The sequence below is a fragment of the Klebsiella huaxiensis genome, assembly GCF_003261575.2.
GTDB classification, from domain to species: Bacteria; Pseudomonadota; Gammaproteobacteria; order Enterobacterales; family Enterobacteriaceae; genus Klebsiella; species Klebsiella huaxiensis.
This window is the reverse complement of record NZ_CP036175.1, coordinates 634,526-657,631: the sequence shown is the minus strand read 5'-3', so window position 1 is coordinate 657,631 and position 23,106 is coordinate 634,526. Positions and strand designations below refer to the sequence as shown.

Here is a 23,106-nt window from a genome sequence, read left to right as displayed (position 1 = left end):
CCGTAAATCATTCGCCTGAGCGGGGCAGCGGCACAACCGCTCCTCGCTTTCGCCACCGTCCCCAAAGACGATGGCCGACGGCGGAATACATCGCGCCCGCAACCACGACAAACGCACCGAGATAACCCATCAGGTTCAACAGCGGTCTGGCGAAAACGTCTGGCCAGGCCAGTGATAATAAATCTGAAAATAGTAGCGTAAACAGCGGCGTTAAGGTAATCAACGCGCTCACTTGCGCCGCCTGCCAGCGCGCCATAGCTTCCGCAAGCGCACCGTAGCCCACCAGAGTATTCAACCCGCAAAAAACCAGGCAGGCCAGTTGCCAGTCGCTTAGTGCCAGTACCTGCGATGGTGTCGCTAACGGCAGAAGCGCTATCGTACATAAAGTGTACAGCAAAAAAAGGATCTGCTGTGATGCCAGACGGCGTAATAACACCTTTTGCGCGACGCCATAACTCACCCACACCGTCGCGGCCCCAACACCAAAAATTACCCCCCACGTGTAATCAGTCAGGCGGGTAAAAATCTCAATCAGGCTGGTGTTGAAGAACATCACCAGACCGCTAACCAGCATCATCGCCCCCACAATCTGAGTGCCGCGCATTCTCTCTTTGAGGATAAAAACGCTGGCAACCATCATACCGACAGGGGACAACTGACCAATCACCTGGGAAGCGGTGGGACTGAGATATTGCAGGGAAGAACTAAACAGAATGAAGTTACCGAACAAACCACCTGTCGCAATAGCCAGCAGTATCAGCCAGCGCGGCTTGCGAAAGATACGCAGCGGAGGTAGCTTTCTTTTGATAGCCAGGATGGCCCCAAGACCAAAACTTGCCATCAAGAAGCGATAAAAGACCACCGTCGGTGGCTCCATCACTTCAAGAACCTGCTTCATAGCGATCGGCAAAGCACCCCAGCACATTGCAGTGGTGAGCGCTAAAAGAATGCCGATGCCGGCCTGCTGCTTCATGCCCGTTTTCCCTGCAGAAAAATATCCGGGATTCTAATGTAAAAAGCCCCGCAACACGTTGCGGGGCTTTAATCCGTTACCGGACCACGAAAAACTTACTCAGCAACGATGCTGATGTATTTACGGTTGTTCGGGCCTTTAACTTCAAATTTCACTTTGCCGTCTGCTTTAGCAAACAGAGTGTGGTCACGACCGCAACCTACGTTAGTGCCAGCGTGGAATTTGGTACCACGTTGACGAACGATGATGCTACCCGCCAGAACGGATTCGCCACCGAAACGCTTAACGCCAAGGCGTTTAGCTTCTGAATCGCGACCGTTACGAGTTGAGCCGCCAGCCTTTTTATGTGCCATTTAAATCTCTCCTCAGGTCTTAGGCGCTGATGCCAGTAATTTTCACATCAGTGAACCACTGACGATGGCCCTGCTGCTTACGGTAGTGTTTACGACGACGAAACTTAACGATTTTAACTTTCTCGCCACGACCATGAGCAACAACTTCAGCTTTGATTACGCCGCCCTCAACAAAAGGAACGCCGATCTTAATTTCTTCACCGTTTGCGATCATCAGCACTTCAGCGAACTCAACAGCTTCGCCAGTTGCGATGTCCAGCTTTTCCAGGCGAATGGTTTGACCTTCGCTTACTCGGTGTTGTTTACCACCACTTTGGAAAACCGCGTACATATAGAACTCCGCTTCCGCGCACCTCTTCGTATGATTCAGAGTGCGCTATAAATATTCACAATAGGGCGCGAATATTACGCAAAACGCGAGCCTTTGACAAGAGCGATCAGCGATCAACGCAGAAAAAAAACACAACTTTCACTACAACGTTTATCTACGCCAATTTTTCAGTACAATCACTTATTCTTTTAATTCTATCTTAATCCTTCTGTGATCCCATTCGGATACGCGGTAACAGGACATTTGGCCCGGCTTTTGCGATGAATTTAGAAAAAATCAATGAGTTAACCGCGCAGGATATGGCGGGCGTCAATGCGACAATCCTTAAGCAACTCGACTCTGATGTTCAGCTTATCAATCAGTTAGGCTATTACATCGTCAGTGGAGGCGGCAAACGTATTCGTCCGATGATCGCCGTGCTGGCCGCACGGGCCGTCGGTTACCAGGGTAACGCGCACGTCACCATCGCCGCTCTGATCGAATTTATCCATACCGCCACCCTCCTGCATGATGACGTCGTCGATGAGTCAGACATGCGCCGAGGAAAAGCTACAGCAAACGCCGCTTTTGGCAACGCAGCAAGCGTACTGGTGGGTGATTTCATCTATACACGCGCCTTTCAGATGATGACCGCTCTTGGTTCATTGAAGGTTTTGGAAGTGATGTCAGAAGCCGTTAACGTCATTGCAGAAGGCGAAGTTCTGCAATTAATGAACGTCAACGATCCCGACATCACTGAAGAAAACTATATGCGGGTTATTTACAGCAAGACCGCCCGCCTGTTTGAAGCCGCAGCCCAGTGTTCCGGGATTCTGGCCGACTGTACTGCAGAACAAGAGAAAGCGTTGCAGGATTACGGACGCTATCTGGGTACTGCTTTCCAGCTAATCGATGATTTACTCGACTACAGTTCCGATGGCGAGCGTCTTGGCAAAAACGTCGGGGATGATCTCAACGAAGGCAAACCCACCCTTCCGCTGCTACACGCAATGCGTCATGGCACAGTAGAGCAATCCGCTATGATTCGTGGCGCGATTGAGCAGGGTAATGGCCGTCACCTGCTGGAAGCCGTACTGGAAACCATGGCGGCCTGCGGTTCGCTTGAATGGACCCAAAAACGCGCAGAGGAAGAGGCGGATAAAGCAATTGCCGCACTTCAGGTCCTTCCTGACTCCCAGTGGCGCGAAGCGCTAATTGGTCTCGCCCATATTGCGGTACAACGCGATCATTAATCTCACCCTCACTTTCCCGCGCACCGAGCGGGAAAGTTCCAATAAAACTCAATAACGCCTCCAATAACTTGATATATTCCTAATATTCACTCCATTAAAAGAACTTGTTAGAACAATACTGGAACTCAAGGTATAGTCATTTCGTCGCTCGTTAAGGACGATCGGATCTTTATTACCAGGAGAATTTATGGATAAGTTCATTGACTGGCATCCGGCGGATATCATTGCTGGATTACGCAAAAAAGGGACGTCGCTGGCGGCTGAATCGCGGCGTAATGGTTTGAGTTCCTCCACGCTTGCCAATGCGTTAACCCGCCCCTGGCCCAAAGGTGAGCTAATTATTGCGAACGCGCTGGAGACAACGCCATGGGTCATTTGGCCATCGCGCTATCACGACCCCAATACCCATCAGTTTATCGACAGGACGCAGATGATGCGTCAAAGGAAGAATAACAAGTAAAGCGAGGTCATACAGACAACAGCCCCCGGACAAGCGTCAGAGGGCTGCTGCCGCTACAGATTTATTCGCCTTTGACGCGTTCGATATTTGCGCCCAACGCCTGCAGTTTGTCTTCGATACGTTCGTACCCACGGTCAATGTGATAGATACGATCGACAATCGTCGTACCCTCCGCAATGCAGCCCGCCAGCACCAGACTTGCTGACGCACGTAAATCGGTCGCCATCACCTGAGCACCAGAAAGCTGCTCTACGCCGTGACAAATCGCCGTATTACTCTCGATTTCCGCATGAGCGCCCATACGGATCAGTTCCGGTATGTGCATAAAGCGGTTTTCAAAGATGGTTTCGGTGATCACACCCGTTCCCTCTGCAACCAAATTCAGTAAGGTGAACTGAGCCTGCATATCGGTCGGGAAACCCGGGTGTGGAGCAGTGCGAACGTTGACGGCCTTCGGACGATGACCATGCATATCCAGACTAATCCAGTCCTCACCCGTTTCGATATCTGCACCGGCATCACGGAGCTTCGCCAGAACAGCATCCAGGGTATCAGGCTGGGCATTACGGCACAGGATCTTACCGCCAGAAATGGCGGCAGCCACCAGGAAAGTACCCGTTTCGATACGATCTGGTAGAACACGGTATACGCCGCCGCCCAGACGCGCGACGCCTTCGATGGTGATGCGATCGGTACCCTGACCTTTGATCTTCGCACCCAGCGTATTCAGGAAGTTCGCGGTATCGACAATTTCCGGCTCGCGCGCGGCGTTTTCGATAACAGTAGTGCCTTCCGCCAGCGTCGCAGCACTCATGATGGTCACAGTCGCACCAACGCTGACCTTATCCATCACGATATGCGCGCCCTTTAAACGCCCATTGACCGACGCTTTAACATAGCCTTCTTCCAGTTTGATTTCCGCGCCCAGTTGTTCAAGACCGGTGATATGCAAATCAACCGGACGAGCGCCAATGGCGCAGCCGCCTGGTAGTGAAACCTGGCCCTGACCAAAACGAGCCACCAGCGGCCCCAGCGCCCAAATAGAGGCGCGCATGGTTTTAACCAAATCGTACGGAGCACAGAAGACGTCAACTGGGCCAGCATCGATCCATACAGAACCATTACGCTTAACGTTCGCGCCCAACTGGCTCAGCAGTTTCATGGTGGTATCAATGTCTTTCAGCTTCGGTACGTTTTGGATCTCAATCGGCTCGTCGGCTAACAGCGCGGCAAAGAGGATTGGCAGGGCGGCGTTTTTCGCACCGGAAATCGTGACTTCGCCCTGAAGACGAGTCGGCCCCTGAACACGGAATTTATCCATTGATTCTGTTCTCTGTTAAGAATTCACATACGCTGTGGGGAACATCCCCACAGCTTATAAGCCATTTAGTTTGCGGTCACGCGCCCACTCCTGCGGGGTAAACGCTTTAATCGACAGAGCATGGATGCGGTTGTCGGCAATAAATTCCATTAACGGGGCGTAGATAGCCTGTTGCTTCTTGACCCGGCTCATGCCGTCGAACATCTCACCCACAGCAATAACCTGAAAGTGGCTGCCATCGCCAGAGACGTGGACTTCCTGAAGGGAGAGTGCGTTCATCAGCACGGTCTGAATTTCATGATTTTCCATGGGCTAGTTTTATCTGATAGTGAAAACAGCCCAACATCTTAGAGGAAAGTGGCGCGGTCTTAAACAAGCAAAAAGCCCCATCGAAAAGTTTGATGAGGCTTTCAGAATAGCTTTAGCAGTAAGACACTGAAAAATTATGGGATCATGTCGTCCGGGAGGTTGTAAAGACCGATCAGGGTTTGCACGTTTTCACTCTTACCCATTAACCGTGCTGCCCGGCCCTGACGACGAATCAGAGCAATGAAATGCACCAATAGCGCCAGACCTGCAGTGTCCACGCGGGTCACCTCATTCAGATCAATTACCGACACGCCATCCGTCGCCTGCGTGCGAGCTTCCCAGAGCGGGACCAGCAGATCCTGGTCCAGCTCCCCGTGCAGCACTAGCGTCTCACCATCGCGAGTCCAGCTCAGCTGCCCGGTCATTATTTTTTCTGTTCCAGGGTAATCGGCTGTGCGGAGCTTGCCTTCAGTTGCGCCGTCAGTCCATCTACGCCTTTAGTTCGCAGCAGATCGCTCCACTCGTTCTGTTTGGTGGTGATCATGCTCACTCCTTCCGCAATCATGTCGTAAGCCTGCCAGTTGCCAGTCTGGGTATTTTTACGCCACTGGAAATCCAGACGAACCGGCGGACGGCCGTTCGGGTCAAGGATTGTCACGCGGATAGGAATAATAGTCGCATCGCCCAGCGGCTGCTCCGGTGCAATCTGATAGGTCTGACCGTGATACATCGCCAGCGCCTGGCCGTAGGCTTGTTTCAGATATTCGCGGAAGGCGGCAAAATAGGCTTCACGCTGCGCGGGGGTCGCTTCTTTGTAATAACGGCCCAGCACCAGCGCGCCAGCATATTTCACCTGAACATATGGCAGCAGTTCCTGATCGACGATGTCGCGCAGGTAGTTCGGGTTAGCCTGGATCTTCGGCTGCTCATTCTTCAGGCGATCAAAGGTTTTCTGCGCCGCTTCATCCATCAGCTTGTACGGATTAGATTGATCCGCAGCGGTCGCGGCAGTCAAGGGGGCAATCACCAGCATGGCGACCATTAGTAAGCGTTTAAACATATCTTATCTCCTGAAATTAATGCGTCGTGCCGGCTGGCTGCGTAGCGTCAGTATGACTCTCTCCCGCCGCCTGATCATCGCCAGAATTCTTATTGTCACTCCCCTTACTGTTGTAAAGGAACTGACCAATCAGGTCTTCCAGCACCATCGCGGATTTGGTGTCCTGAATGGTGCCGCCATCTTTAAGGATAGATGTTCCCAGCTCAGGGTCTTCAAAGCCAATGTTCATCGCCAGGTACTGCTCACCCAGCAAACCGGAAGTTCTGATTGCCAGCGAGCTGGTATCCGGAATGTGGTTGTAACGCTCATCAATATCGAGGGCCACACGCGGCAGATAGGTTTTCGGATCGAGCGTGATATCCGCCACGCGCCCTACGACAACACCACCAATACGTACCGGAGACCGCGCTTTCAGACCGCCAATATTGTCAAAGGTGGCGTAGAGTCTATAGGTCGGTTCGGTACGCAAAGAGGTCACGTTTGCCGCCTTGAGGCAGACAAACAGCGCTGCCAGCAGCGCGACCAGTAAGAACACCCCTACCCAGATTTCATTTTTTCTCGTTTGCATGAACTCAATTCCCAAACATCAGCGCAGTCAGCACAAAATCCAGCCCCAGAACCGCCAGCGACGCATGTACCACGGTACGCGTTGTCGCCCGGCTAATCCCGGCGGAAGTGGGGATAGCGTCATAACCGTTAAATAACGCGATCCATGTTACCGTAATGGCGAAAACCAGACTCTTAATCAGGCAGTTAACCAGGTCCATCCGCCAGTCGACGGCATTTTGCATCGCAGTCCAGAAAAATCCGCCGTCGATGCCCTTCCAGCTAACGCCGACCAGCGAGCCTCCCCAGACGCCGACTGCCACGAAAATGATCGTCAACAACGGCAGTGAAATCACCCCGGCCCAGAAACGCGGAGAAATCACCCGGCGAAGCGGATCAACCGCCATCATCTCCATACTGGAGAGCTGCTCGGTCGCACGCATCAAGCCGATTTCAGCGGTCAGCGCCGAACCGGCACGCCCGGCGAACAGCAGCGCGGCGACAACCGGCCCCAGTTCACGCAGCAGAGACAACGCCACCAACATGCCCAGACTGGTTTCGGCGCTATAGGTGGTTAAGACCAGATACCCCTGCAGCCCCAGAACCATACCAATAAACAGCCCCGAGACGATAATGATCAGCATCGACAGCACGCCGACGTTGTATAGCTGACGCATCAGCAGCGGCGCATGCTTACGAAACTCGGGCTTGCCCACTACAGCGTTGAAGAGCATTAATCCAGCACGCCCGAACGTCGCGATACTTTTAATACCACGATGTCCGAGCGCGGCCAGCGCATTTAACAGCATGAGTCGCTTAACTCCCTTTGCCTAATAAATCATGGTGATAGTCGCCCGCTGGATAGCGGAACGGCACAGGGCCGTCGGCAATACCATCAATGAACTGACGAACCCGAGGATCGGCATTTTCACGCAGCGACTGCGCGCTCCCATGCGCCACAACTTTTTTGTCCGCCACAATATACGCAAAGTCCGCAATGCTGAGCACTTCCGGCACATCATGCGAAACCACGATACAAGTGACACCCAGGGTACTGTTGAGTTCAGAAATCAGCTTCACCAGCACTCCCATAGTAATGGGATCCTGCCCGACAAAAGGCTCATCGAACATGATTAAATCAGGTTCCAGCGCAATGGCCCTCGCCAAAGCGGCGCGGCGCGCCATCCCACCGGAGAGCTCAGAAGGCATCAGCTTCGCGGCTCCTCGTAGCCCGACGGCTTCCAGTTTCATCATCACCGTGGTGTGCAGCAATGCCTCCGGCAGACGAGTATGCTCACGTAGCGGATATGCAACGTTATCAAACACATTCATATCGGTGAACAGCGCGCCGGATTGAAACAACATACTCATACGCTTGCGGACGGTATACAGGCGCGAACGCGACATCTGCGGTACGTTTTCACCATCAAACAGGATCTCGCCCTTATCAGGCGGGATCTGGCCGCCGATCAGACGTAACAGGGTAGTTTTGCCGATCCCTGATGGTCCCATGATCGCGGTGATTTTACCGCGAGGTACCGACAGCGAGATATCATCGAAGATCACGCGATCGCCCCGCGAGAAGCGAATACCGCGCACTTCGACTAAATTCGCCAAACTTTGGCTCATAAAATCATCCTTACTAGACACCCATCGGGCTAAGCATGGCGCTTTCTTTCACCACAAACCCAACATTTTTACAGAATCTTACCTGCCTGAGTTAGCCAAAGCTGGCATTTGTTTTACTTTTGGCACACATAAAGTCAAAATTAAGAATTCGTTACGCTGCCTACGGACGGCCAGCGAGGCGACGATTATACCTGAAGAAAGGACTTTAGATGCTCTTAGCGACGGCTCTGTTAATTATTGGTTTATTGCTGGTTGTCTACAGCGCCGATCGTCTGGTTTACGCCGCTTCAATACTCTGTCGCATGCTGGGGATCCCGCCGCTCATTATCGGTATGACGGTGGTCAGCATCGGCACCAGTCTGCCGGAGATCATCGTATCTGCCGCCGCTTCTCTGCATGGTCAAACCGATCTGGCAATTGGTACGGCACTGGGATCCAACATCACCAATATTTTACTGATCCTTGGTCTCACCGCGCTATTTCAGCCATTTACCGTGCATTCTGATATCCTGCGCCGCGAATTACCGCTAATGTTGCTGGTCAGTTTACTGGCGGGCTTTGTGCTATATGACGGTCAGCTTACGCGTATGGATGGCCTTTTTTTGCTGGCGTTGGCAATACTGTGGCTACTGTTCACGATTAAAATAGCCCGTCTCGCTGAGCGTCAGGGTAACGACAGCCTGACCCGAGAGCAGCTCGCGGAGCTACCGCGCGAAGGTTCGCTTCCCGTCGCCCTACTGTGGCTGGGCGTCGCGATGATTGTGATGCCGATGGCTACACGTATGGTGGTCGATAACGCTACGGTGCTGGCGAACTTTTTTGCCATCAGTGAACTGACCGTCGGTTTAACGGTGATTGCTATCGGTACCAGTTTGCCAGAGCTGGCAACCGCCATTGCCGGCGCGCGAAAAGGTGAAAACGATATCGCCATCGGCAATATCATCGGCGCTAATATTCTTAATATCGTACTGGTTCTCGGGCTTCCCGCGCTGATTGCGCCAGGCACCTTCGCTGCCGAGGCCTTTGCCCGCGACTATGGCGTCATGCTGCTGGTCAGCCTGATCTTTGCCCTACTGTGCTGGCGGCGTAAACAGCAGCCAGGTCGGCTAGCAGGCCTACTGCTGGTGGGCGGATTTATGCTTTGGTTGGCGATGCTGTTCTGGACAGCGCCGCTCTTCGTTGAATGATTCGGGATAACATTATGTCGCAAATAGATTTGCCAGCGGATTTTGACTTTCAACGGGCAGGCCGTGAGGTTCTGGAAATTGAACGTGAAGGTCTGGCCCAGCTTGACCAATATATTAATGAAGATTTCGCCCGCGCCTGTGAGAGCATTTTTCACTGCAACGGCAAAGTTGTCGTGATGGGGATGGGCAAGTCTGGTCATATCGGGCGAAAAATGGCGGCTACCTTTGCCAGCACCGGAACTTCATCATTCTTTGTTCATCCGGGCGAGGCCGCGCACGGCGATTTAGGTATGGTCACCCCACGTGATGTAGTTATCGCACTCTCAAATTCGGGTGAGTCAAATGAAATCCTCGCGTTGATCCCGGTCCTTAAACGTCAGCAGGTTTCGCTTATTTGTATCACCAGCCGCCCGGAAAGCAGCATGGCGCGCGCGGCGGACATTCATCTGTGCGTGAAGGTGCCAAAAGAGGCCTGCCCATTAGGGTTGGCGCCAACGTCAAGCACCACTGCCGCGCTGGTGATGGGTGACGCGCTTGCCGTTGCGCTGCTGGAAGCACGCGGTTTTACCGCTGAAGATTTTGCCCTGTCACACCCTGGCGGCGCGCTGGGACGTAAGCTGCTGCTGCGGGTCAATGACATCATGCATACCGGCGATGAAATCCCGCACGTAGGTCTTCAGGCCACGCTGCGCGATGCGCTGCTGGAAATCACGCGCAAAAATTTAGGCATGACCGCTATCTGTGATGATGAAATGAATATCATCGGTATCTTCACCGATGGCGATCTGCGTCGGGTATTTGATACCGGCGTCGATATGCGCAATGCCAGTATTGCCGAGGTGATGACCCGAGGTGGCATCCGTATTCGCCCCGGCATCCTGGCCGTCGATGCGCTGAACCTGATGCAATCCCGTCATATCACCTGCGTGTTGGTTGCTGATGGCGACCGTCTGGTAGGTGTGGTACATATGCACGATCTCTTGCGCGCGGGCGTAGTGTAAGTAAGGAAAAAATAATGAATAATGCTGATGCCCTGATCGCGACCTGTTATGGGCCGGTAAGTCAGGACTTTATTGATCGCGCAGCGAAGATCCGTTTACTGATCCTCGATGTCGACGGCGTCCTGTCCGATGGACTTATCTTCATGGGCAACCACGGCGAAGAGCTAAAAGCGTTTAACGTACGTGATGGCTACGGGATCCGCTGCGCCCTGACTTCAGATATTGAAGTGGCGATAATTACCGGACGAAAAGCTAAACTGGTAGAAGACCGTTGCCAAACTCTTGGCATCACGCATCTGTACCAGGGGCAGTCTAATAAACTACTGGCATTTCATGAACTACTGAACAAACTGGCCGTTCGCGCTGATGAAGTGGCCTATATCGGTGACGATCTGATCGATTGGCCGGTGATGGCTGAGGTTGGTTTAAGCGTAGCGGTGGCAGATGCGCACCCGTTGCTGATCCCACGCGCAGATTACGTCACTCGCATTAATGGCGGTCGCGGGGCGGTACGGGAAGTTTGCGATTTGCTACTATTGGCGCAGGGTAAGTTGGATGAGGCCAAAGGGCAATCTATATGAGTAAAACCAGACGTTGGGTTATCATTTTACTGTCGCTGGTCGCGCTGATTCTGATCGGCCTGAATCTGGCGAGTACGGACGAGACCACCCAGCAAGCGGTCAATCCTGATGAGCCAACGTATACCAGTGAGCATACCGATACCGTCGTTTATAGTCCGGAAGGGGCGCTTAATTACCGGCTGATCGCTGAACACGTGGAGTATTTTTCCGAACAGCAACTGTCGTGGTTCGCAAAACCAGTAATGACCACCTTCGATACTAACAAAGTACCAACCTGGTCTATCAAAGCGGATAAAGCCAAGTTGACGAATGACCGCATGCTGTATCTTTACGGGCACGTTGAAGTGAATGCGCTGACGGCGGATTCTCAACTGCGCAAAATTACGACGGATAACGCTCAGATAAACCTGATGACGCAGGATGTTACCTCCGATGACATGGTGACGTTGTACGGAACAACATTTAATTCCAGCGGCCTGAAAATGCGCGGGAACCTGCGCAGCAAAAATGCCGAGCTGATTGAAAAGGTTAGAACCTCATATGAAATTCAGAACAAACAAACTCAGCCTTAAGATTGCGCTCGCCAGCGCCTTACTGGCCGCCAGCCTGCCGGCACTGGCAAAAACCGGTGACACCGATCAGCCAATTCATATTGAATCCGATCAGCAGTCGCTGGATATGCAAGGTAATGTCGTCACGTTTACTGGTAATGTCGTTGTTACCCAGGGGACCATCAAAATCAACGCCGACAAGGTTGTCGTAACTCGCCCGGGCGGGGAGAAAGGCAAAGAGGTTATTGACGGTTATGGTAACCCAGCGACCTTCTTCCAGATGCAGGACAACGGCAAGCCGGTTAAAGGCCGGGCGTCAAAAATGCATTATGAACTGCAAAATGACTTTGTCGTGCTGACCGGCAATGCGCATCTGGAACAGATCGATAGCAATATCCAGGGTGACAAAATCACCTATCTGGTAAAAGAGCAAAAAATGCAGGCGTTCAGCAATAAAGGTGGGCGAGTGACCACGGTTCTGGTTCCTTCGCAGTTGCAGGACAAAGGCACCGACCAGTCAAAGAAGGGTAAGTAATTCGTTATGGCAACATTAACTGCAAAGAATCTCGCCAAAGCTTACAAAGGCCGCCGCGTGGTGGAAGATGTCAGTCTGACTGTGAATTCAGGTGAGATTGTTGGCCTGCTCGGCCCGAACGGTGCGGGTAAAACCACTACCTTCTATATGGTTGTCGGTATCGTTCCGCGCGACGCTGGCAACATCATTATTGACGATGAAGATATCAGCCTGCTGCCACTACATGCTCGCGCGCGTCGCGGTATAGGCTATCTGCCGCAAGAAGCCTCCATTTTCCGTCGCCTGAGCGTATACGATAACCTGATGGCGGTATTGCAGATCCGTGACGACTTAAGCAACGAGCAGCGTGAAGATCGCGCAAAAGAGTTGATGGAAGAGTTTCACATTGAGCACCTGCGCGATAACCTCGGCCAGGCGCTCTCCGGTGGTGAACGTCGCCGCGTCGAAATCGCCCGTGCGCTGGCCGCTAACCCGAAATTTATCCTGCTGGATGAACCTTTTGCTGGCGTCGACCCTATTTCCGTCATCGATATCAAACGTATCATTGAGCATCTGCGCGATAGCGGCCTGGGTGTCCTGATTACCGACCATAACGTCAGGGAAACGCTCGCCGTTTGTGAGCGTGCCTATATCGTCAGCCAGGGCCATCTGATAGCTCACGGTACACCTCAACAAATCCTTGAAGACGAGCAGGTTAAGCGCGTGTATCTTGGGGAAGACTTCAGACTCTGATAGGGTAGAGGTTACAGACGTTTTAGTCGGAGATATTGGCCCTGAATATGAAGCAAGGTTTGCAATTAAGGCTAAGCCAACAGCTTGCCATGACGCCACAACTGCAGCAGGCGATTCGTTTACTGCAGTTGTCCACGTTAGAACTCCAGCAAGAACTCCAGCAGGCGCTGGATAGCAACCCGTTGCTGGAGCAAACCGATCTTCACGATGAGGTAGAAACCAAAGAGGCCGAGGATCGCGAATCTCTGGATACCGTCGATGCCCTTGAGCAAAAAGACATGCCTGAAGAACTGCCGCTTGATGCCAGCTGGGATGAGATTTATACAGCAGGAACGCCATCAGGTAACGGCGTCGATTATCAGGATGACGAACTGCCCGTCTACCAGGGTGAGACCACTCAAAGCCTGCAAGATTACCTGATGTGGCAGGTTGAACTTACGCCGTTCACTGATACCGATCGCGCCATCGCGACCTCCATCGTCGATGCCGTTGATGATACCGGCTACCTCACAATTTCTGTCGAAGACATCGTTGAGAGCATTGGCGATGATGAAATCGGACTTGAAGAAGTTGAAGCCGTCCTCAAGCGCATTCAGCGTTTCGACCCCGTCGGCGTAGCGGCAAAAGATCTGCGCGACTGCCTGCTGGTTCAACTTTCGCAGTTTGCCAGAGAAACACCCTGGATTGATGAAGCACGTCAGATCATCAGCGATCACCTTGATCTACTAGCGAATCATGATTTCCGCTCTCTCATGCGCGTAACCCGCCTCAAAGAAGAAGTATTAAAGGAAGCGGTAAGCCTGATCCAATCCCTGGATCCGCGCCCTGGTCAATCCATCCAAACCGGCGAACCAGAATATGTCATTCCTGACGTGCTGGTGCGTAAGGTGAATGACCATTGGGTTGTTGAACTCAATTCAGATAGCCTACCGCGCCTGAAGATCAATCAGCACTATGCTGCAATGGGTAACAGCACGCGCAATGATGCCGACGGCCAGTTTATCCGCAGCAATCTGCAGGAGGCTCGCTGGCTGATCAAAAGCCTGGAGAGCCGTAACGATACGCTACTGCGCGTCAGCCGCTGCATTGTTGAGCAGCAGCAGGCCTTTTTCGAGAAAGGTGAAGAGCATATGAAGCCGATGGTACTGGCTGATATTGCCCAGGCCGTCGAAATGCATGAATCGACCATTTCACGCGTTACTACCCAAAAATACCTGCATAGTCCACGCGGTATTTTTGAGCTGAAGTATTTCTTCTCCAGCCATGTAAGCACAGAAGGCGGCGGCGAAGCATCGTCGACGGCCATTCGCGCGCTGGTGAAGAAGTTAATCGCCGCGGAGAACCCCGCGAAGCCGTTGAGCGACAGTAAGCTCACCACCATGTTATCCGATCAGGGTATTATGGTGGCGCGCCGAACCGTCGCTAAGTATCGAGAGTCTTTATCCATTCCGCCGTCGAATCAGCGTAAACAACTGGTTTGACCCAACCGATAAGGAAGACACTATGCAGCTCAACATTACAGGACACAATGTAGAAATAACCCCTGCTCTGCGCGATTTTGTTAACACAAAATTTAGCAAGTTGGAGCAGTTTTTCGATAGGATCAATCAGGTCTACATTGTGTTAAAGGTAGAGAAGGTAACGCAAATTGCGGATGCCAACCTGCATGTCAACGGTGGTGAAATCCATGCCAGTGCGGAAGGGCAGGATATGTATGCCGCTATCGATGGTCTTATTGATAAGCTGGCAAGACAGCTAACAAAACATAAAGATAAACTGAAACAACGCTAATTGTCCGGGCATAACCTACGCCAACCGCCAGCAGGCGGTTGGTCAGGGCGAGCTCAGGTGAAATTATGATAAATAACGATTCGGCTCTACAACTGAGCAATGTCCTTAACCAGGAATGTACCCGTAGCCAGGTTCACTGCCAGAGCAAGAAACGTGCCCTGGAAATCATCAGCGAGCTGGCAGCAAAACAGCTAGGCTTGCCGCCTCAGGTGGTGTTCGAAGCGATCCTCACTCGCGAGAAAATGGGCAGCACCGGGATCGGTAACGGTATCGCGATCCCACACGGAAAACTCGAAGAGGATACGCTGCGGGCCGTTGGCGTTTTTGTCCAACTGGAAACCCCGATCGCTTTTGATGCGATCGATAATCAACCTGTCGATCTCCTGTTTGCGCTTCTCGTTCCCGCCGATCAGACCAAAACTCATCTGCATACGCTTTCACTGGTCGCAAAACGTCTGGCGGATAAAGTAACCTGTCGCCGACTACGCGCCGCCCAAAGCAACGAAGAGTTGTATGAAATTATCACCGAAGCAGGAAGCAACGATGGGGCATAACGGGAGTCGCACCTTACTCTTTATCGTACTGAGGAGAAACGGTACATGGTACTGATGATCGTCAGCGGCCGTTCAGGATCGGGGAAATCCGTCGCCCTGCGAGCGCTGGAAGATATGGGTTTCTACTGCGTGGACAACCTGCCGGTGGTTTTGTTACCCGAACTGGCACGCTCGCTCGCAGATAGAAATATCTCGGCTGCCGTCAGCATTGACGTACGTAACATGCCTGAGTCACCGGAAATCTTTGAGCAGGCAATGAAAAATCTGCCCGCAGAATTTTCGCCTCAGTTGCTGTTTCTTGACGCCGATCGCAACACCTTAATTCGCCGCTACAGCGATACGCGCCGCTTACATCCGCTGTCGAGCAAAAATCTGTCGCTCGAAAGCGCTATTGATGAAGAGAGCGACCTGCTGGAACCACTGCGTTCTCGCGCCGATCTGATCGTCGATACTTCCGAGATGTCGGTGCATGAGCTGGCAGAAATGCTGCGTACTCGTTTGCTAGGCAAACGCGAACGTGAGCTGACGATGGTCTTCGAATCTTTCGGCTTCAAGCATGGTATCCCTATCGATGCCGACTACGTTTTCGATGTGCGCTTCTTGCCTAATCCACACTGGGATCCGAAGCTGCGCCCGATGACAGGTCTGGACAAACCTGTCGCCGCCTTCCTCGACCGACACACGGAAGTTCACAATTTTATCTACCAGACTCGTAGCTATCTTGAACTATGGTTACCCATGCTGGAAACCAATAATCGCAGCTATCTGACGGTGGCCATTGGTTGTACTGGCGGTAAACACCGTTCGGTCTACATCGCCGAACAGCTGGCTGACTACTTCCGCTCGCGCGGTAAGAACGTGCAGTCTCGTCATCGGACGCTGGAAAAACGTAAATCATGACCGTTAAGCAAACCGTTGAGATCACCAATAAGCTGGGCATGCATGCCCGCCCGGCAATGAAGTTGTTTGAGTTAATGCAGAACTATGATGCTGAAGTCCTGCTGCGCAATGATGAAGGCACTGAGGCAGAGGCCAATAGCGTAATTGCCCTGCTGATGCTTGACTCAGCCAAAGGACGTCAGATTGAGATTGAAGCGAATGGCCCGCAGGAAGTTGAAGCGCTGGCAGCGGTTATCGCGCTGTTCAACGCCGGTTTTGATGAAGACTAGCACGGCCCCCGGTTGCGTTGCGTAATGCTTACCGGGGTTATAAATTTAGCCACTAAAAACATCAATGTAGCTTATTTTTCTGCATAAACCCTTCCCCACCCAATTGACGCATCTGGCGTAAAATCCACGCTTGCCGACTACGGACGTATCCTGACGGTGCGTCTGCGCGAAAGCGAATCGGGTTAGGTAAGACCGCAGCTAACAACGCTGCTTCAGAAGCGGTCAACTTACTGGCCGGTTTATGAAAATAGCGCTGTGATGCGGCTTCCACACCAAACGTCCCTTCACCAAACTCAGCAATATTCAAATAAACCGTGAGGATACGTTTTTTGCTCCAGACGGTCTCGATACCGACGGTCAGCCCAGCCTCCAGCCCTTTTCTCAGCCAGCTGCGACCATCCCATAAGAACAAATTCTTTGCGGTCTGCTGTGATAGCGTTGAGGCACCGCGAATGCGGCTCTCGTTGCGCTCATTATGTGCCAACGCCTTCTCAATGGCAGACACATCAAAACCCCAGTGCTCAGGGAATTTTTGATCTTCAGCAGCAATCACCGCAAGCCCCATCCAGGGAGATATCTCATCCATTCCCACCCAATCAGAATGGGCGACGTAATGAAAATTTCCAGAGGCCCAGGCGCTAACCTGTCGCTCCAGCATCACTGCCGAAAAAGGAACCGGAACGATGCTAAACAGCACAATGCCACCGCCCCATACCACCAAACATGCCAACATCAACCGCAGCAAAAGACGTTTGATCATTCTCAGCGGGGAAAAACGAGACTTCATGCAGTCAGAACCAGCACACGAGCGACCAGTTTTTCAATTCCGCTCGCCGCTTCAGCAATATTCGGCGCCAGCATATATGCCGGAGTCGTCACCACTTTGTGGTCTTCATCAACCACTATGTCATCGACCGGGCAAGGCACGTGTTCAGCGCCCATCTCCTCTAATGCATCTGCGGTATCCAGATCGGTGCCGATAGTCACGCGTAGCGGAAATGAGAAAATTTTAGGTAGCAACGCCGGAGCGATACAGATAAAGCCCAACGGTTTACCCGCCAGATGCATGGCCAGAGCCAGTTCTTTCAGATCGCTATCCACCGTACATTCACTGCCCTGGGAAGCAAAGCTACTGAGGTTTTTCGCCGCGCCAAATCCGCCGGGCACAATCAGCGCATCCAGCTCATCCGCTCGGGCATCTGCCAGGGGGCGAATTTCCCCGCGCGCAATACGTGCGGCCTCAACGAGCACATTACGGCTTTCAGCCTGCGCTTCCCCGGTCAAATGATTGATAACATCAGTTTGTACTTTATCAGGTGCAAAACAGATGGCCTGGGCGCCGCTGCGAGCAATCGCCAGCAAGGTAATAACCGCTTCATGAATTTCGCTGCCGTCAAAAACACCGCAACCGCTTAGCACCACACCAATTTTCTTCATCACATCAGCCCCTTAGTACAAGTTTATGGAACCAGTCAAAAATTTTGATTTACTCGCTATGCTTCACATATTTTACCGATTCACGTAACAAATTATTTAAGCTTTGCTATCTTAATCAGCGAGCAAGCCAAATCCTCAGGTTGCGCCGTGTAAAAAAATCACTCAAATGATTCTGGCACAACAACCAGTTCCCTGGTGTTGGCGCAGTATTCGCGCACCCCGGTTTATCCGGGGTCATTTTTTATCAGCCGCCGCTACCCACGCTTTCAGTACCGCAACGTCGCTTTGCCACTCGGATTTCATCTCTTCAACCCACTCTGCAACGTTATCTGACCATGCCGGCAAATCTGGTGACTGAATCTGTTGCCCAAGTTGCTGAATGTGACGCAAACCAATTGAGCCAGCCGCCCCCTTAATTTTATGCCCTTCGTCGACAATGCCTTTCTGGTCACGCGCGGTTAGATTCGATTCCAGAACCGCCAGATATCCCGGCATCATTCTCTCGAAAACCACCAGACCGTCATTGATAAGCTTCGGTCCCACCAGTTCGATATACTGCTCAAGCATTGGAATATCCAGTACAGAAGTCGATTTACTGACATCTACGGATGGCATATCGTTCTCTTCCTCTTCCGGTGAATCCCAGAATTTTTTGATAATTGCGGTTAGCGCCGGGACCGATAACGGTTTACTCAGGACATCGTCCATCCCGGCGTCCAGATACTCGTTTTTGTTCTTCAGTACATTAGCGGTGAGCGCCACCAGCGGCGGGAGTTCATCAGCAGCAAAGCGTTGTTTCAGCTGGCGAGAGATATCCAGTCCCGTCATATCCGGCAGCTGAATATCGAGCAGAACCAGGTCGTATTCACCGGGCACAAACATCTCCAGCGCGGCCTTACCGGTCATTGCCACATCCACGCTATTGCCCAGTTTCTCCAGCACCGAGCGCGCGACGATCACATTCAGTTCAATATCTTCCACCAACAACACGTTCAGCGCCGGTAATGGCATTTCATCTTCTGCCAAAGTGTCTTCGACTTCTTCAGCAATAGCAGGGGCATGTACGGTGAGCGTAAAGGTCGCCCCTTTGCCCGGCAGGCTGGAAACGCAGATATCACCGCCCATGTTGCGCGCCAGACGACGCGATACCGCAAGGCCAATACCGGTGCCGGTCGCGGGCTTGCCTCCCTGGCTATCTTTAACCTGATAATACATGGCGAAGATTTTGTCCTGTTCCGCTTCAGGAATACCAATACCGGAATCTTCTACTTCAAAATGCAGAATATCGCCTTCGTCATAACGCACGCGGACGTTTACATTCCCGCCCTGCGGAGTAAATTTCACTGCGTTACTAATGAGGTTCCACAGAATCTGGCGCAACCGCGTACCGTCGGTTATCACTTGATGCGGCAGCGGAAGTGCGGGATCCAGCACAAAGTGCAGACCTTTCTGCTGCGCCTGCAGGCCAGAGAGGTTTTCCAGGTCAGCGAGGAAGCCAGTGAAATCAACCGGCTGATTATCCAGCTGAATTTTACGCCGCTCCATTTTGTCCATCTCAATAATATCGTTGAAGATATTACCCAGCGTCACGGCTGAGATATGGATAGTTTTCAGGTATTTTTCCTGCTCTGCGGTTAGATCGGTATCAAGCAAGATCCTGCTAAGCCCCACGATGCCATTAAGCGGCGTACGCAGCTCATGGCTAATGGTAGAGATAAAGGTGGTCTTATCACGGCTGGCCCGTTCCAGCGCGTCCTGATAGCGCTTACGCTCGGTAATATCGCGACCGAAGCCCATCAAGCCACGTCGCTTACCTACGCGGTCATAATAAGGTACCTTGCGGATTTCAAAGCAGGCCTTGCGCCCATCCGGATAATCCAGCCACTGCTCGTAGGTTAGCGATACGTTATGGCGGAAAACTTTCTCATCCGTTTCCAGTACTTTCTCCGCCACTTCTGCGCTGTAAACATTCTGTGGTTTCAGATGAATAAGCTGCTTCTCACTTTTACCGGTTAATAGCTCCATCGCACGGTTACAGCCGGAAAATTCTTTGTCTTCATTACGATAGAAAACCAAATCAGGTGACGCATCAAGGAAGGAGCGCAGGAAGGAGGATTGCTGCTCAAGCTGAATTTGCGCCTCTTCACGTTCCTTCATCTCAATTTTCAGTTGCTCAAGCGTCGTTTCACGTTCTGCTTCAGCTTTTTCACGTTCGCCGATTTCCTGATTAAGCTGGGCGATGTTGTCCTTAAGCTGCACATTCAACTTGAGATCGCGCTCGCGCATCTCCTCCAGCTTCTCCACTAGCCGCGAGAGGCGCTGCCGGGACTCTTCCAGTTGCTCAACAACGACCGAGAGGAAATAGACCGCCCACGGGGTAATCAGCAGGCCAAAGAAGATGGAGCGGATAACATCAATACTTTCTACCTGGCCGTGCAGCACCATGGTCACGGCCATTTGCACCACAATCGCCAGTACCACCAGCGCAAGGGCCAGTAGCATGGAAAAGCGCACCAGACCCAACTTCATCATCAGGTCAACATAATACTGCGCCAGCATACGGATTTGCTTCATAGGAGATTCCTTCGCGACAACTTCGCACAATAATACTCAATTCTGAGCAAGACGCTGTAAGTTGTGCAAAAAATGCGGGAAGGATTGTGTTACGCGGCCGACCCAGGATTACAGTCAGCCGGAATATAGATTGGAAACAGGACTGGTCGTTAGCGCTTACTGAGTGCTTCCCATAGCCCTTTGAGGTAGGTTACTCCCAGCGCGCGATCGTACAACCCATAGCCTGGACGCCCTGTTTCTCCCCAAATAAAGCGCCCATGATCCGGGCGAATATAGCCGCTAAAACCATTGTCATAGAGCGCCTGCATCACTTTGTACATATCTAAAGAGCCAAATTCTGATGGGTGAGCGCACTCATAAAAGTCTTTGTCTTTGATGAGATTTATATTACGCACATGGGCAAAATGGATTCGCTTACGACGAGTAAACTCGGCCAGAATCGAGTAGACATCATTAGCCGGGTCTTCCGCGATAGAGCCGGTACAGAGCGTGATGCCATTCGCCTCAGAATCCACCGCCCGACAAATCCAGTCCAGATCGTCACGATTTTTCACCACTCGCGGTAGACCAAAAATTGAGTACGGCGGATCATCAGGATGAATAGCCATTTTCACCCCCACCTCTTCACAAACGGGGATCACTGCATTCAGGAAATAGACCAGGTTTTCACGCAGTACTTTGTCATCAACATCTTTATATTGAGCAAACAGGTCCTGAACTTTTGCCAGCCGCTCTGGTTCCCAGCCCGGCAGCGCAAAACCATTCGAATTTTCCAGAACCTCTTTCACCACCTCTTCAAGACTCTTATCAATGTCTTTCTTCTCAAAAGCCATCGTCAGGGAGCCATCCGGCAGAACATAGTTCATGTCCGTCTTCATCCAGTCAAAAACCGGCATGAAGTTGTAGCAAATGACCTTAACGCCAAACCGAGCAAGATTGCGGATAGTTTGCTGATAATTGGCGATATAACGATCGCGGGAAGGTAAACCGATCTTAATATCGTCATGAATGTTGACGCTTTCAATGACTTCCATTGTAAGCCCAGCGGCATGGGCTTGCTTCACCAGATCCTCAATTTTATCAACTGGCCAGACCTCACCAACGGCGACATCATAAAGTGCGCCTACAACACCTTCTACACCCGGAACCTGGCGAATATATTCCAGAGAGACCTTATCTTCATCTGGACCAAACCAACGCATTGTCATCTGCATACGAAACCACCTGAGTCAATGTTATCAATAAATAATAGCCTACTACCATACCAGTTTTCATAACCAGAGAAATATTGATGATAGTGACAAAGATCACATTACTTTTTGCAGGCTGTCGTGAAAGGAACACGTGACGTTTTTCATTATTTCGTAGTTACCGGAGACACCCAGCCAGGACCGATGGCTGAGCCCTGGACACCGTGCTGATTAAGGTATTTATCCAGCTCAACCATCCCGGTCCAACGGTTCTCACACCATAGTGGTGCCAGCAGCGTCGGACGACGGGCACTGGCAGAAATACGGTGATAAATAATCTCAGGTGGGGTATGGCGAATCATCTCTCCTGCAGTGACCGTATAGTCGTCCAGTTCAATACCGTTCAGCCTTCCGGCTTCCCACGCTTTTGCCATGATGCTGCCCTTCACAATATGAAGTGGATGCAACTTAATACCATCAACGCCGGTTTCAACCACCCGATCCAGGGTTTGCAGGCAATGATGCTGCCCCTCTCCCGGTAGCCCGACAATCAGATGCGAACATACTTTCAGGCCACGTTCACGCGCCAGTCGGGTCGTGTGCTGATAGCAGGCAAAATCGTGACCGCGATTTATCCGATGCAGCGTTTTATCATGTGCGGTTTGCAGCCCAAGCTCCAGCCATACTTCATAACCCAACTCCCGATATTCGCTAAGTAAATCTAATACTGCTTCAGGCACACAGTCCGGGCGAGTGCCAACGCACAGCCCAACCATATTGGCTTGGCTCACCGCTTGCTGATACATGGAACGCAGTACCTGAACTTCAGCAAAAGTGCTGGTGTAGGCCTGAAAATAAGCCAGATAGCGCTGAGCGCGATTAACCCGCTGCGCCTGATGCGCCAGCTGTTCGGCAATCGAAATATACTGCTGTTGTTCATCGGCGAAAGAAGCCACATTACAAAATGTGCAGCCGCCACGACCAATAGTGCCATCGCGATTTGGACAGCTAAATCCACCATGCAGCGTCAGTTTATGAACCTTTTCGCCATAACGACGCGCAAGATCCCCACCAAACATATTGACTAATTTTTGTAACTGCATAATCTGATAGACCGGCCTTAAGAAAAGGGCCAAGCCTGCCATTTTTAGCTACCGACGGCGATGACCTGGATCAATCGTCAACGCGGCCGCTTACCTCATTGCATAAACACTCAAGATAACCGCAATTTAATTCACATTCATAGTGATGAGTTTTCCTTATACATAGCCTCTGTTTTTGCAATTATCTTTGCCAGAACATAAAACAGTATTACTTTCCGAAATTCAAATGAAAAGCAGTCAAATAGTCTGTTATAAAAAAACTATTCAGCACAGACCGATAATCTTGTGCCATCGATATAGTGAGACAGATCACACTCAATTATGCCGTCGGTTACGTTTCAGCAGCATTCGAAATGTTATTATTCTCTTAAAAATCATAAAACTAAGTGTTACATAGCACATTTTTGTATAAATAAGATTGCCATTTGACGTATGTGCGGATTCCCGATAACTTGGGAATCCGCTGGAAGCTTTCTGGATGAGCGCT

At 51.6% G+C, this 23,106-nt stretch carries 28 protein-coding genes; 13 read left to right on the top strand and 15 right to left on the bottom strand.

Features of this window, described 5'->3' with window-relative positions:
* Positions 1–7: 7 nt before the first annotated feature.
* The 3 genes from DA718_RS03170 to rplU all read right to left on the bottom strand — a co-directional run bounded on the left by DA718_RS03170 (position 8) and on the right by rplU (position 1,657).
* On the bottom strand, positions 8–973 hold the full coding sequence (locus DA718_RS03170) for a DMT family transporter (RefSeq protein ID WP_112213560.1): 966 nt from the start codon (positions 971–973) through the stop codon (positions 8–10).
* Positions 974–1,068: 95 nt separating this feature from the next.
* Entirely contained in the window at positions 1,069–1,326 is a 258-nt protein-coding gene (gene rpmA / locus DA718_RS03165; RefSeq protein WP_003861831.1) for a 50S ribosomal protein L27, read from the bottom strand.
* Between the two features lie 19 nt (positions 1,327–1,345).
* Positions 1,346–1,657, bottom strand: a complete 312-nt coding sequence (gene rplU / locus DA718_RS03160) for a 50S ribosomal protein L21 (protein WP_004106123.1) — start codon at positions 1,655–1,657, stop codon at positions 1,346–1,348.
* Positions 1,658–1,917: 260 nt separating this feature from the next.
* On the opposite strand from rplU, the gene ispB reads away from it, so the two are divergent.
* Positions 1,918–2,889, top strand: a complete 972-nt coding sequence (ispB, locus tag DA718_RS03155) for an octaprenyl diphosphate synthase (RefSeq protein ID WP_110272858.1) — start codon at positions 1,918–1,920, stop codon at positions 2,887–2,889.
* Between the two features lie 187 nt (positions 2,890–3,076).
* Positions 3,077–3,349 carry a DNA-binding transcriptional regulator SfsB gene (sfsB, locus tag DA718_RS03150; RefSeq protein ID WP_110272857.1) on the top strand — a complete coding sequence of 91 codons (273 nt, stop codon included), beginning with the start codon at positions 3,077–3,079 and terminating at the stop codon, positions 3,347–3,349.
* 61 nt (positions 3,350–3,410) lie between these two features.
* Here sfsB and murA read toward each other — a convergent pair whose 3' ends face one another.
* From murA to mlaF, 7 genes are all read right to left on the bottom strand, one after another.
* Positions 3,411–4,670, bottom strand: coding sequence for a UDP-N-acetylglucosamine 1-carboxyvinyltransferase (gene murA / locus DA718_RS03145; RefSeq protein ID WP_112213559.1), 1,260 nt, complete (start codon positions 4,668–4,670; stop codon positions 3,411–3,413).
* A gap of 54 nt (positions 4,671–4,724) precedes the next feature.
* Positions 4,725–4,979 carry a BolA family iron metabolism protein IbaG gene (ibaG, locus tag DA718_RS03140; RefSeq protein WP_110272855.1) on the bottom strand — a complete coding sequence of 85 codons (255 nt, stop codon included), beginning with the start codon at positions 4,977–4,979 and terminating at the stop codon, positions 4,725–4,727.
* Positions 4,980–5,113: 134 nt separating this feature from the next.
* Positions 5,114–5,404, bottom strand: coding sequence for a lipid asymmetry maintenance protein MlaB (gene mlaB / locus DA718_RS03135; RefSeq protein WP_112213558.1), 291 nt, complete (start codon positions 5,402–5,404; stop codon positions 5,114–5,116).
* Complete coding sequence (gene mlaC, locus DA718_RS03130) at positions 5,404–6,039, bottom strand: phospholipid-binding protein MlaC (RefSeq protein ID WP_112213557.1); 636 nt, start codon at positions 6,037–6,039, stop codon at positions 5,404–5,406. The genes mlaB and mlaC overlap by 1 nt, the downstream gene beginning before the upstream one ends.
* Positions 6,040–6,055: 16 nt before the next feature.
* Positions 6,056–6,607, bottom strand: coding sequence for an outer membrane lipid asymmetry maintenance protein MlaD (gene mlaD, locus DA718_RS03125; protein WP_112213556.1), 552 nt, complete (start codon positions 6,605–6,607; stop codon positions 6,056–6,058).
* A 4-nt stretch (positions 6,608–6,611) separates the two neighbouring features.
* Complete coding sequence (gene mlaE, locus DA718_RS03120) at positions 6,612–7,394, bottom strand: lipid asymmetry maintenance ABC transporter permease subunit MlaE (RefSeq protein ID WP_110272851.1); 783 nt, start codon at positions 7,392–7,394, stop codon at positions 6,612–6,614.
* Positions 7,395–7,401: 7 nt separating this feature from the next.
* Positions 7,402–8,214 (bottom strand): phospholipid ABC transporter ATP-binding protein MlaF, encoded by an 813-nt coding sequence (gene mlaF / locus DA718_RS03115; RefSeq protein ID WP_112213555.1) that lies wholly within the window; start codon positions 8,212–8,214, stop codon positions 7,402–7,404.
* A gap of 209 nt (positions 8,215–8,423) precedes the next feature.
* Between mlaF and DA718_RS03110 the strand changes: the two genes are divergently transcribed.
* The 11 genes from DA718_RS03110 (at position 8,424) to npr (ending at position 16,315) form a co-directional block, all read left to right on the top strand.
* Positions 8,424–9,401, top strand: coding sequence for a calcium/sodium antiporter (locus tag DA718_RS03110; protein ID WP_112213554.1), 978 nt, complete (start codon positions 8,424–8,426; stop codon positions 9,399–9,401).
* Positions 9,398–10,402 (top strand): arabinose-5-phosphate isomerase KdsD, encoded by a 1,005-nt coding sequence (gene kdsD / locus DA718_RS03105; protein WP_376767683.1) that lies wholly within the window; start codon positions 9,398–9,400, stop codon positions 10,400–10,402. Before DA718_RS03110 ends, kdsD begins: the two co-directional genes overlap by 4 nt.
* 14 nt (positions 10,403–10,416) lie before the next feature.
* Positions 10,417–10,983 (top strand): 3-deoxy-manno-octulosonate-8-phosphatase KdsC, encoded by a 567-nt coding sequence (gene kdsC, locus DA718_RS03100; protein WP_112213553.1) that lies wholly within the window; start codon positions 10,417–10,419, stop codon positions 10,981–10,983.
* Positions 10,980–11,555 (top strand): LPS export ABC transporter periplasmic protein LptC, encoded by a 576-nt coding sequence (lptC, locus tag DA718_RS03095; protein ID WP_110272847.1) that lies wholly within the window; start codon positions 10,980–10,982, stop codon positions 11,553–11,555. Before kdsC ends, lptC begins: the two co-directional genes overlap by 4 nt.
* On the top strand, positions 11,524–12,069 hold the full coding sequence (gene lptA / locus DA718_RS03090; protein WP_110272846.1) for a lipopolysaccharide ABC transporter substrate-binding protein LptA: 546 nt from the start codon (positions 11,524–11,526) through the stop codon (positions 12,067–12,069). Before lptC ends, lptA begins: the two co-directional genes overlap by 32 nt.
* Before the next feature lie 6 nt (positions 12,070–12,075).
* Entirely contained in the window at positions 12,076–12,801 is a 726-nt protein-coding gene (gene lptB, locus DA718_RS03085) for an LPS export ABC transporter ATP-binding protein (RefSeq protein WP_110272845.1), read from the top strand.
* A gap of 47 nt (positions 12,802–12,848) precedes the next feature.
* Positions 12,849–14,282 (top strand): RNA polymerase factor sigma-54, encoded by a 1,434-nt coding sequence (gene rpoN / locus DA718_RS03080; RefSeq protein ID WP_112213552.1) that lies wholly within the window; start codon positions 12,849–12,851, stop codon positions 14,280–14,282.
* 22 nt (positions 14,283–14,304) lie between these two features.
* Positions 14,305–14,592, top strand: a complete 288-nt coding sequence (gene hpf / locus DA718_RS03075; protein WP_112213551.1) for a ribosome hibernation promoting factor — start codon at positions 14,305–14,307, stop codon at positions 14,590–14,592.
* 65 nt (positions 14,593–14,657) lie between these two features.
* Complete coding sequence (ptsN, locus tag DA718_RS03070) at positions 14,658–15,146, top strand: PTS IIA-like nitrogen regulatory protein PtsN (RefSeq protein WP_112213550.1); 489 nt, start codon at positions 14,658–14,660, stop codon at positions 15,144–15,146.
* A gap of 45 nt (positions 15,147–15,191) precedes the next feature.
* A complete protein-coding gene (gene rapZ, locus DA718_RS03065) occupies positions 15,192–16,046 on the top strand; it encodes an RNase adapter RapZ (RefSeq protein ID WP_004106169.1) in 855 nt (284 codons plus the stop codon).
* Positions 16,043–16,315: a PTS phosphocarrier protein NPr gene (gene npr, locus DA718_RS03060; protein ID WP_004106170.1), complete on the top strand. Its 273-nt coding sequence runs from the start codon at positions 16,043–16,045 to the stop codon at positions 16,313–16,315. The genes rapZ and npr overlap by 4 nt, the downstream gene beginning before the upstream one ends.
* A gap of 61 nt (positions 16,316–16,376) precedes the next feature.
* Here the strand turns inward: npr and mtgA are convergent, their stop codons facing one another.
* The 5 genes from mtgA to mnmL all read right to left on the bottom strand — a co-directional run bounded on the left by mtgA (position 16,377) and on the right by mnmL (position 22,619).
* Positions 16,377–17,102 carry a monofunctional biosynthetic peptidoglycan transglycosylase gene (gene mtgA, locus DA718_RS03055; protein WP_112213549.1) on the bottom strand — a complete coding sequence of 242 codons (726 nt, stop codon included), beginning with the start codon at positions 17,100–17,102 and terminating at the stop codon, positions 16,377–16,379.
* Positions 17,099–17,752 (bottom strand): isoprenoid biosynthesis glyoxalase ElbB, encoded by a 654-nt coding sequence (gene elbB / locus DA718_RS03050; protein ID WP_112213548.1) that lies wholly within the window; start codon positions 17,750–17,752, stop codon positions 17,099–17,101. Before elbB ends, mtgA begins: the two co-directional genes overlap by 4 nt.
* A 234-nt stretch (positions 17,753–17,986) precedes the next feature.
* Positions 17,987–20,326, bottom strand: coding sequence for an aerobic respiration two-component sensor histidine kinase ArcB (gene arcB / locus DA718_RS03045; RefSeq protein ID WP_112213547.1), 2,340 nt, complete (start codon positions 20,324–20,326; stop codon positions 17,987–17,989).
* 149 nt (positions 20,327–20,475) lie between these two features.
* Positions 20,476–21,540, bottom strand: a complete 1,065-nt coding sequence (gene uxuA, locus DA718_RS03040) for a mannonate dehydratase (RefSeq protein WP_112213546.1) — start codon at positions 21,538–21,540, stop codon at positions 20,476–20,478.
* A gap of 143 nt (positions 21,541–21,683) precedes the next feature.
* Entirely contained in the window at positions 21,684–22,619 is a 936-nt protein-coding gene (gene mnmL / locus DA718_RS03035; protein WP_112213545.1) for a tRNA modification radical SAM protein MnmL/YtqA, read from the bottom strand.
* Positions 22,620–23,106: the final 487 nt, after the last annotated feature.

What these genes read in the sequence shown, in the direction of transcription:
- DA718_RS03170 (WP_112213560.1), bottom strand. Translation starts at nt 973, where the DNA reads ATGAAGCAGCAGGCCGGCATCGGCATTCTTTTAGCGCTCACCACTGCA.
- rpmA (WP_003861831.1), bottom strand. Translation starts at nt 1,326, where the DNA reads ATGGCACATAAAAAGGCTGGCGGCTCAACTCGTAACGGTCGCGATTCA.
- rplU (WP_004106123.1), bottom strand. Translation starts at nt 1,657, where the DNA reads ATGTACGCGGTTTTCCAAAGTGGTGGTAAACAACACCGAGTAAGCGAA.
- ispB (WP_110272858.1), top strand. Translation starts at nt 1,918, where the DNA reads ATGAATTTAGAAAAAATCAATGAGTTAACCGCGCAGGATATGGCGGGC.
- sfsB (WP_110272857.1), top strand. Translation starts at nt 3,077, where the DNA reads ATGGATAAGTTCATTGACTGGCATCCGGCGGATATCATTGCTGGATTA.
- murA (WP_112213559.1), bottom strand. Translation starts at nt 4,670, where the DNA reads ATGGATAAATTCCGTGTTCAGGGGCCGACTCGTCTTCAGGGCGAAGTC.
- ibaG (WP_110272855.1), bottom strand. Translation starts at nt 4,979, where the DNA reads ATGGAAAATCATGAAATTCAGACCGTGCTGATGAACGCACTCTCCCTT.
- mlaB (WP_112213558.1), bottom strand. Translation starts at nt 5,404, where the DNA reads ATGACCGGGCAGCTGAGCTGGACTCGCGATGGTGAGACGCTAGTGCTG.
- mlaC (WP_112213557.1), bottom strand. Translation starts at nt 6,039, where the DNA reads ATGTTTAAACGCTTACTAATGGTCGCCATGCTGGTGATTGCCCCCTTG.
- mlaD (WP_112213556.1), bottom strand. Translation starts at nt 6,607, where the DNA reads ATGCAAACGAGAAAAAATGAAATCTGGGTAGGGGTGTTCTTACTGGTC.
- mlaE (WP_110272851.1), bottom strand. Translation starts at nt 7,394, where the DNA reads ATGCTGTTAAATGCGCTGGCCGCGCTCGGACATCGTGGTATTAAAAGT.
- mlaF (WP_112213555.1), bottom strand. Translation starts at nt 8,214, where the DNA reads ATGAGCCAAAGTTTGGCGAATTTAGTCGAAGTGCGCGGTATTCGCTTC.
- DA718_RS03110 (WP_112213554.1), top strand. Translation starts at nt 8,424, where the DNA reads ATGCTCTTAGCGACGGCTCTGTTAATTATTGGTTTATTGCTGGTTGTC.
- kdsD (WP_376767683.1), top strand. Translation starts at nt 9,398, where the DNA reads ATGATTCGGGATAACATTATGTCGCAAATAGATTTGCCAGCGGATTTT.
- kdsC (WP_112213553.1), top strand. Translation starts at nt 10,417, where the DNA reads ATGAATAATGCTGATGCCCTGATCGCGACCTGTTATGGGCCGGTAAGT.
- lptC (WP_110272847.1), top strand. Translation starts at nt 10,980, where the DNA reads ATGAGTAAAACCAGACGTTGGGTTATCATTTTACTGTCGCTGGTCGCG.
- lptA (WP_110272846.1), top strand. Translation starts at nt 11,524, where the DNA reads ATGAAATTCAGAACAAACAAACTCAGCCTTAAGATTGCGCTCGCCAGC.
- lptB (WP_110272845.1), top strand. Translation starts at nt 12,076, where the DNA reads ATGGCAACATTAACTGCAAAGAATCTCGCCAAAGCTTACAAAGGCCGC.
- rpoN (WP_112213552.1), top strand. Translation starts at nt 12,849, where the DNA reads ATGAAGCAAGGTTTGCAATTAAGGCTAAGCCAACAGCTTGCCATGACG.
- hpf (WP_112213551.1), top strand. Translation starts at nt 14,305, where the DNA reads ATGCAGCTCAACATTACAGGACACAATGTAGAAATAACCCCTGCTCTG.
- ptsN (WP_112213550.1), top strand. Translation starts at nt 14,658, where the DNA reads ATGATAAATAACGATTCGGCTCTACAACTGAGCAATGTCCTTAACCAG.
- rapZ (WP_004106169.1), top strand. Translation starts at nt 15,192, where the DNA reads ATGGTACTGATGATCGTCAGCGGCCGTTCAGGATCGGGGAAATCCGTC.
- npr (WP_004106170.1), top strand. Translation starts at nt 16,043, where the DNA reads ATGACCGTTAAGCAAACCGTTGAGATCACCAATAAGCTGGGCATGCAT.
- mtgA (WP_112213549.1), bottom strand. Translation starts at nt 17,102, where the DNA reads ATGAAGTCTCGTTTTTCCCCGCTGAGAATGATCAAACGTCTTTTGCTG.
- elbB (WP_112213548.1), bottom strand. Translation starts at nt 17,752, where the DNA reads ATGAAGAAAATTGGTGTGGTGCTAAGCGGTTGCGGTGTTTTTGACGGC.
- arcB (WP_112213547.1), bottom strand. Translation starts at nt 20,326, where the DNA reads ATGAAGCAAATCCGTATGCTGGCGCAGTATTATGTTGACCTGATGATG.
- uxuA (WP_112213546.1), bottom strand. Translation starts at nt 21,540, where the DNA reads ATGCAGATGACAATGCGTTGGTTTGGTCCAGATGAAGATAAGGTCTCT.
- mnmL (WP_112213545.1), bottom strand. Translation starts at nt 22,619, where the DNA reads ATGCAGTTACAAAAATTAGTCAATATGTTTGGTGGGGATCTTGCGCGT.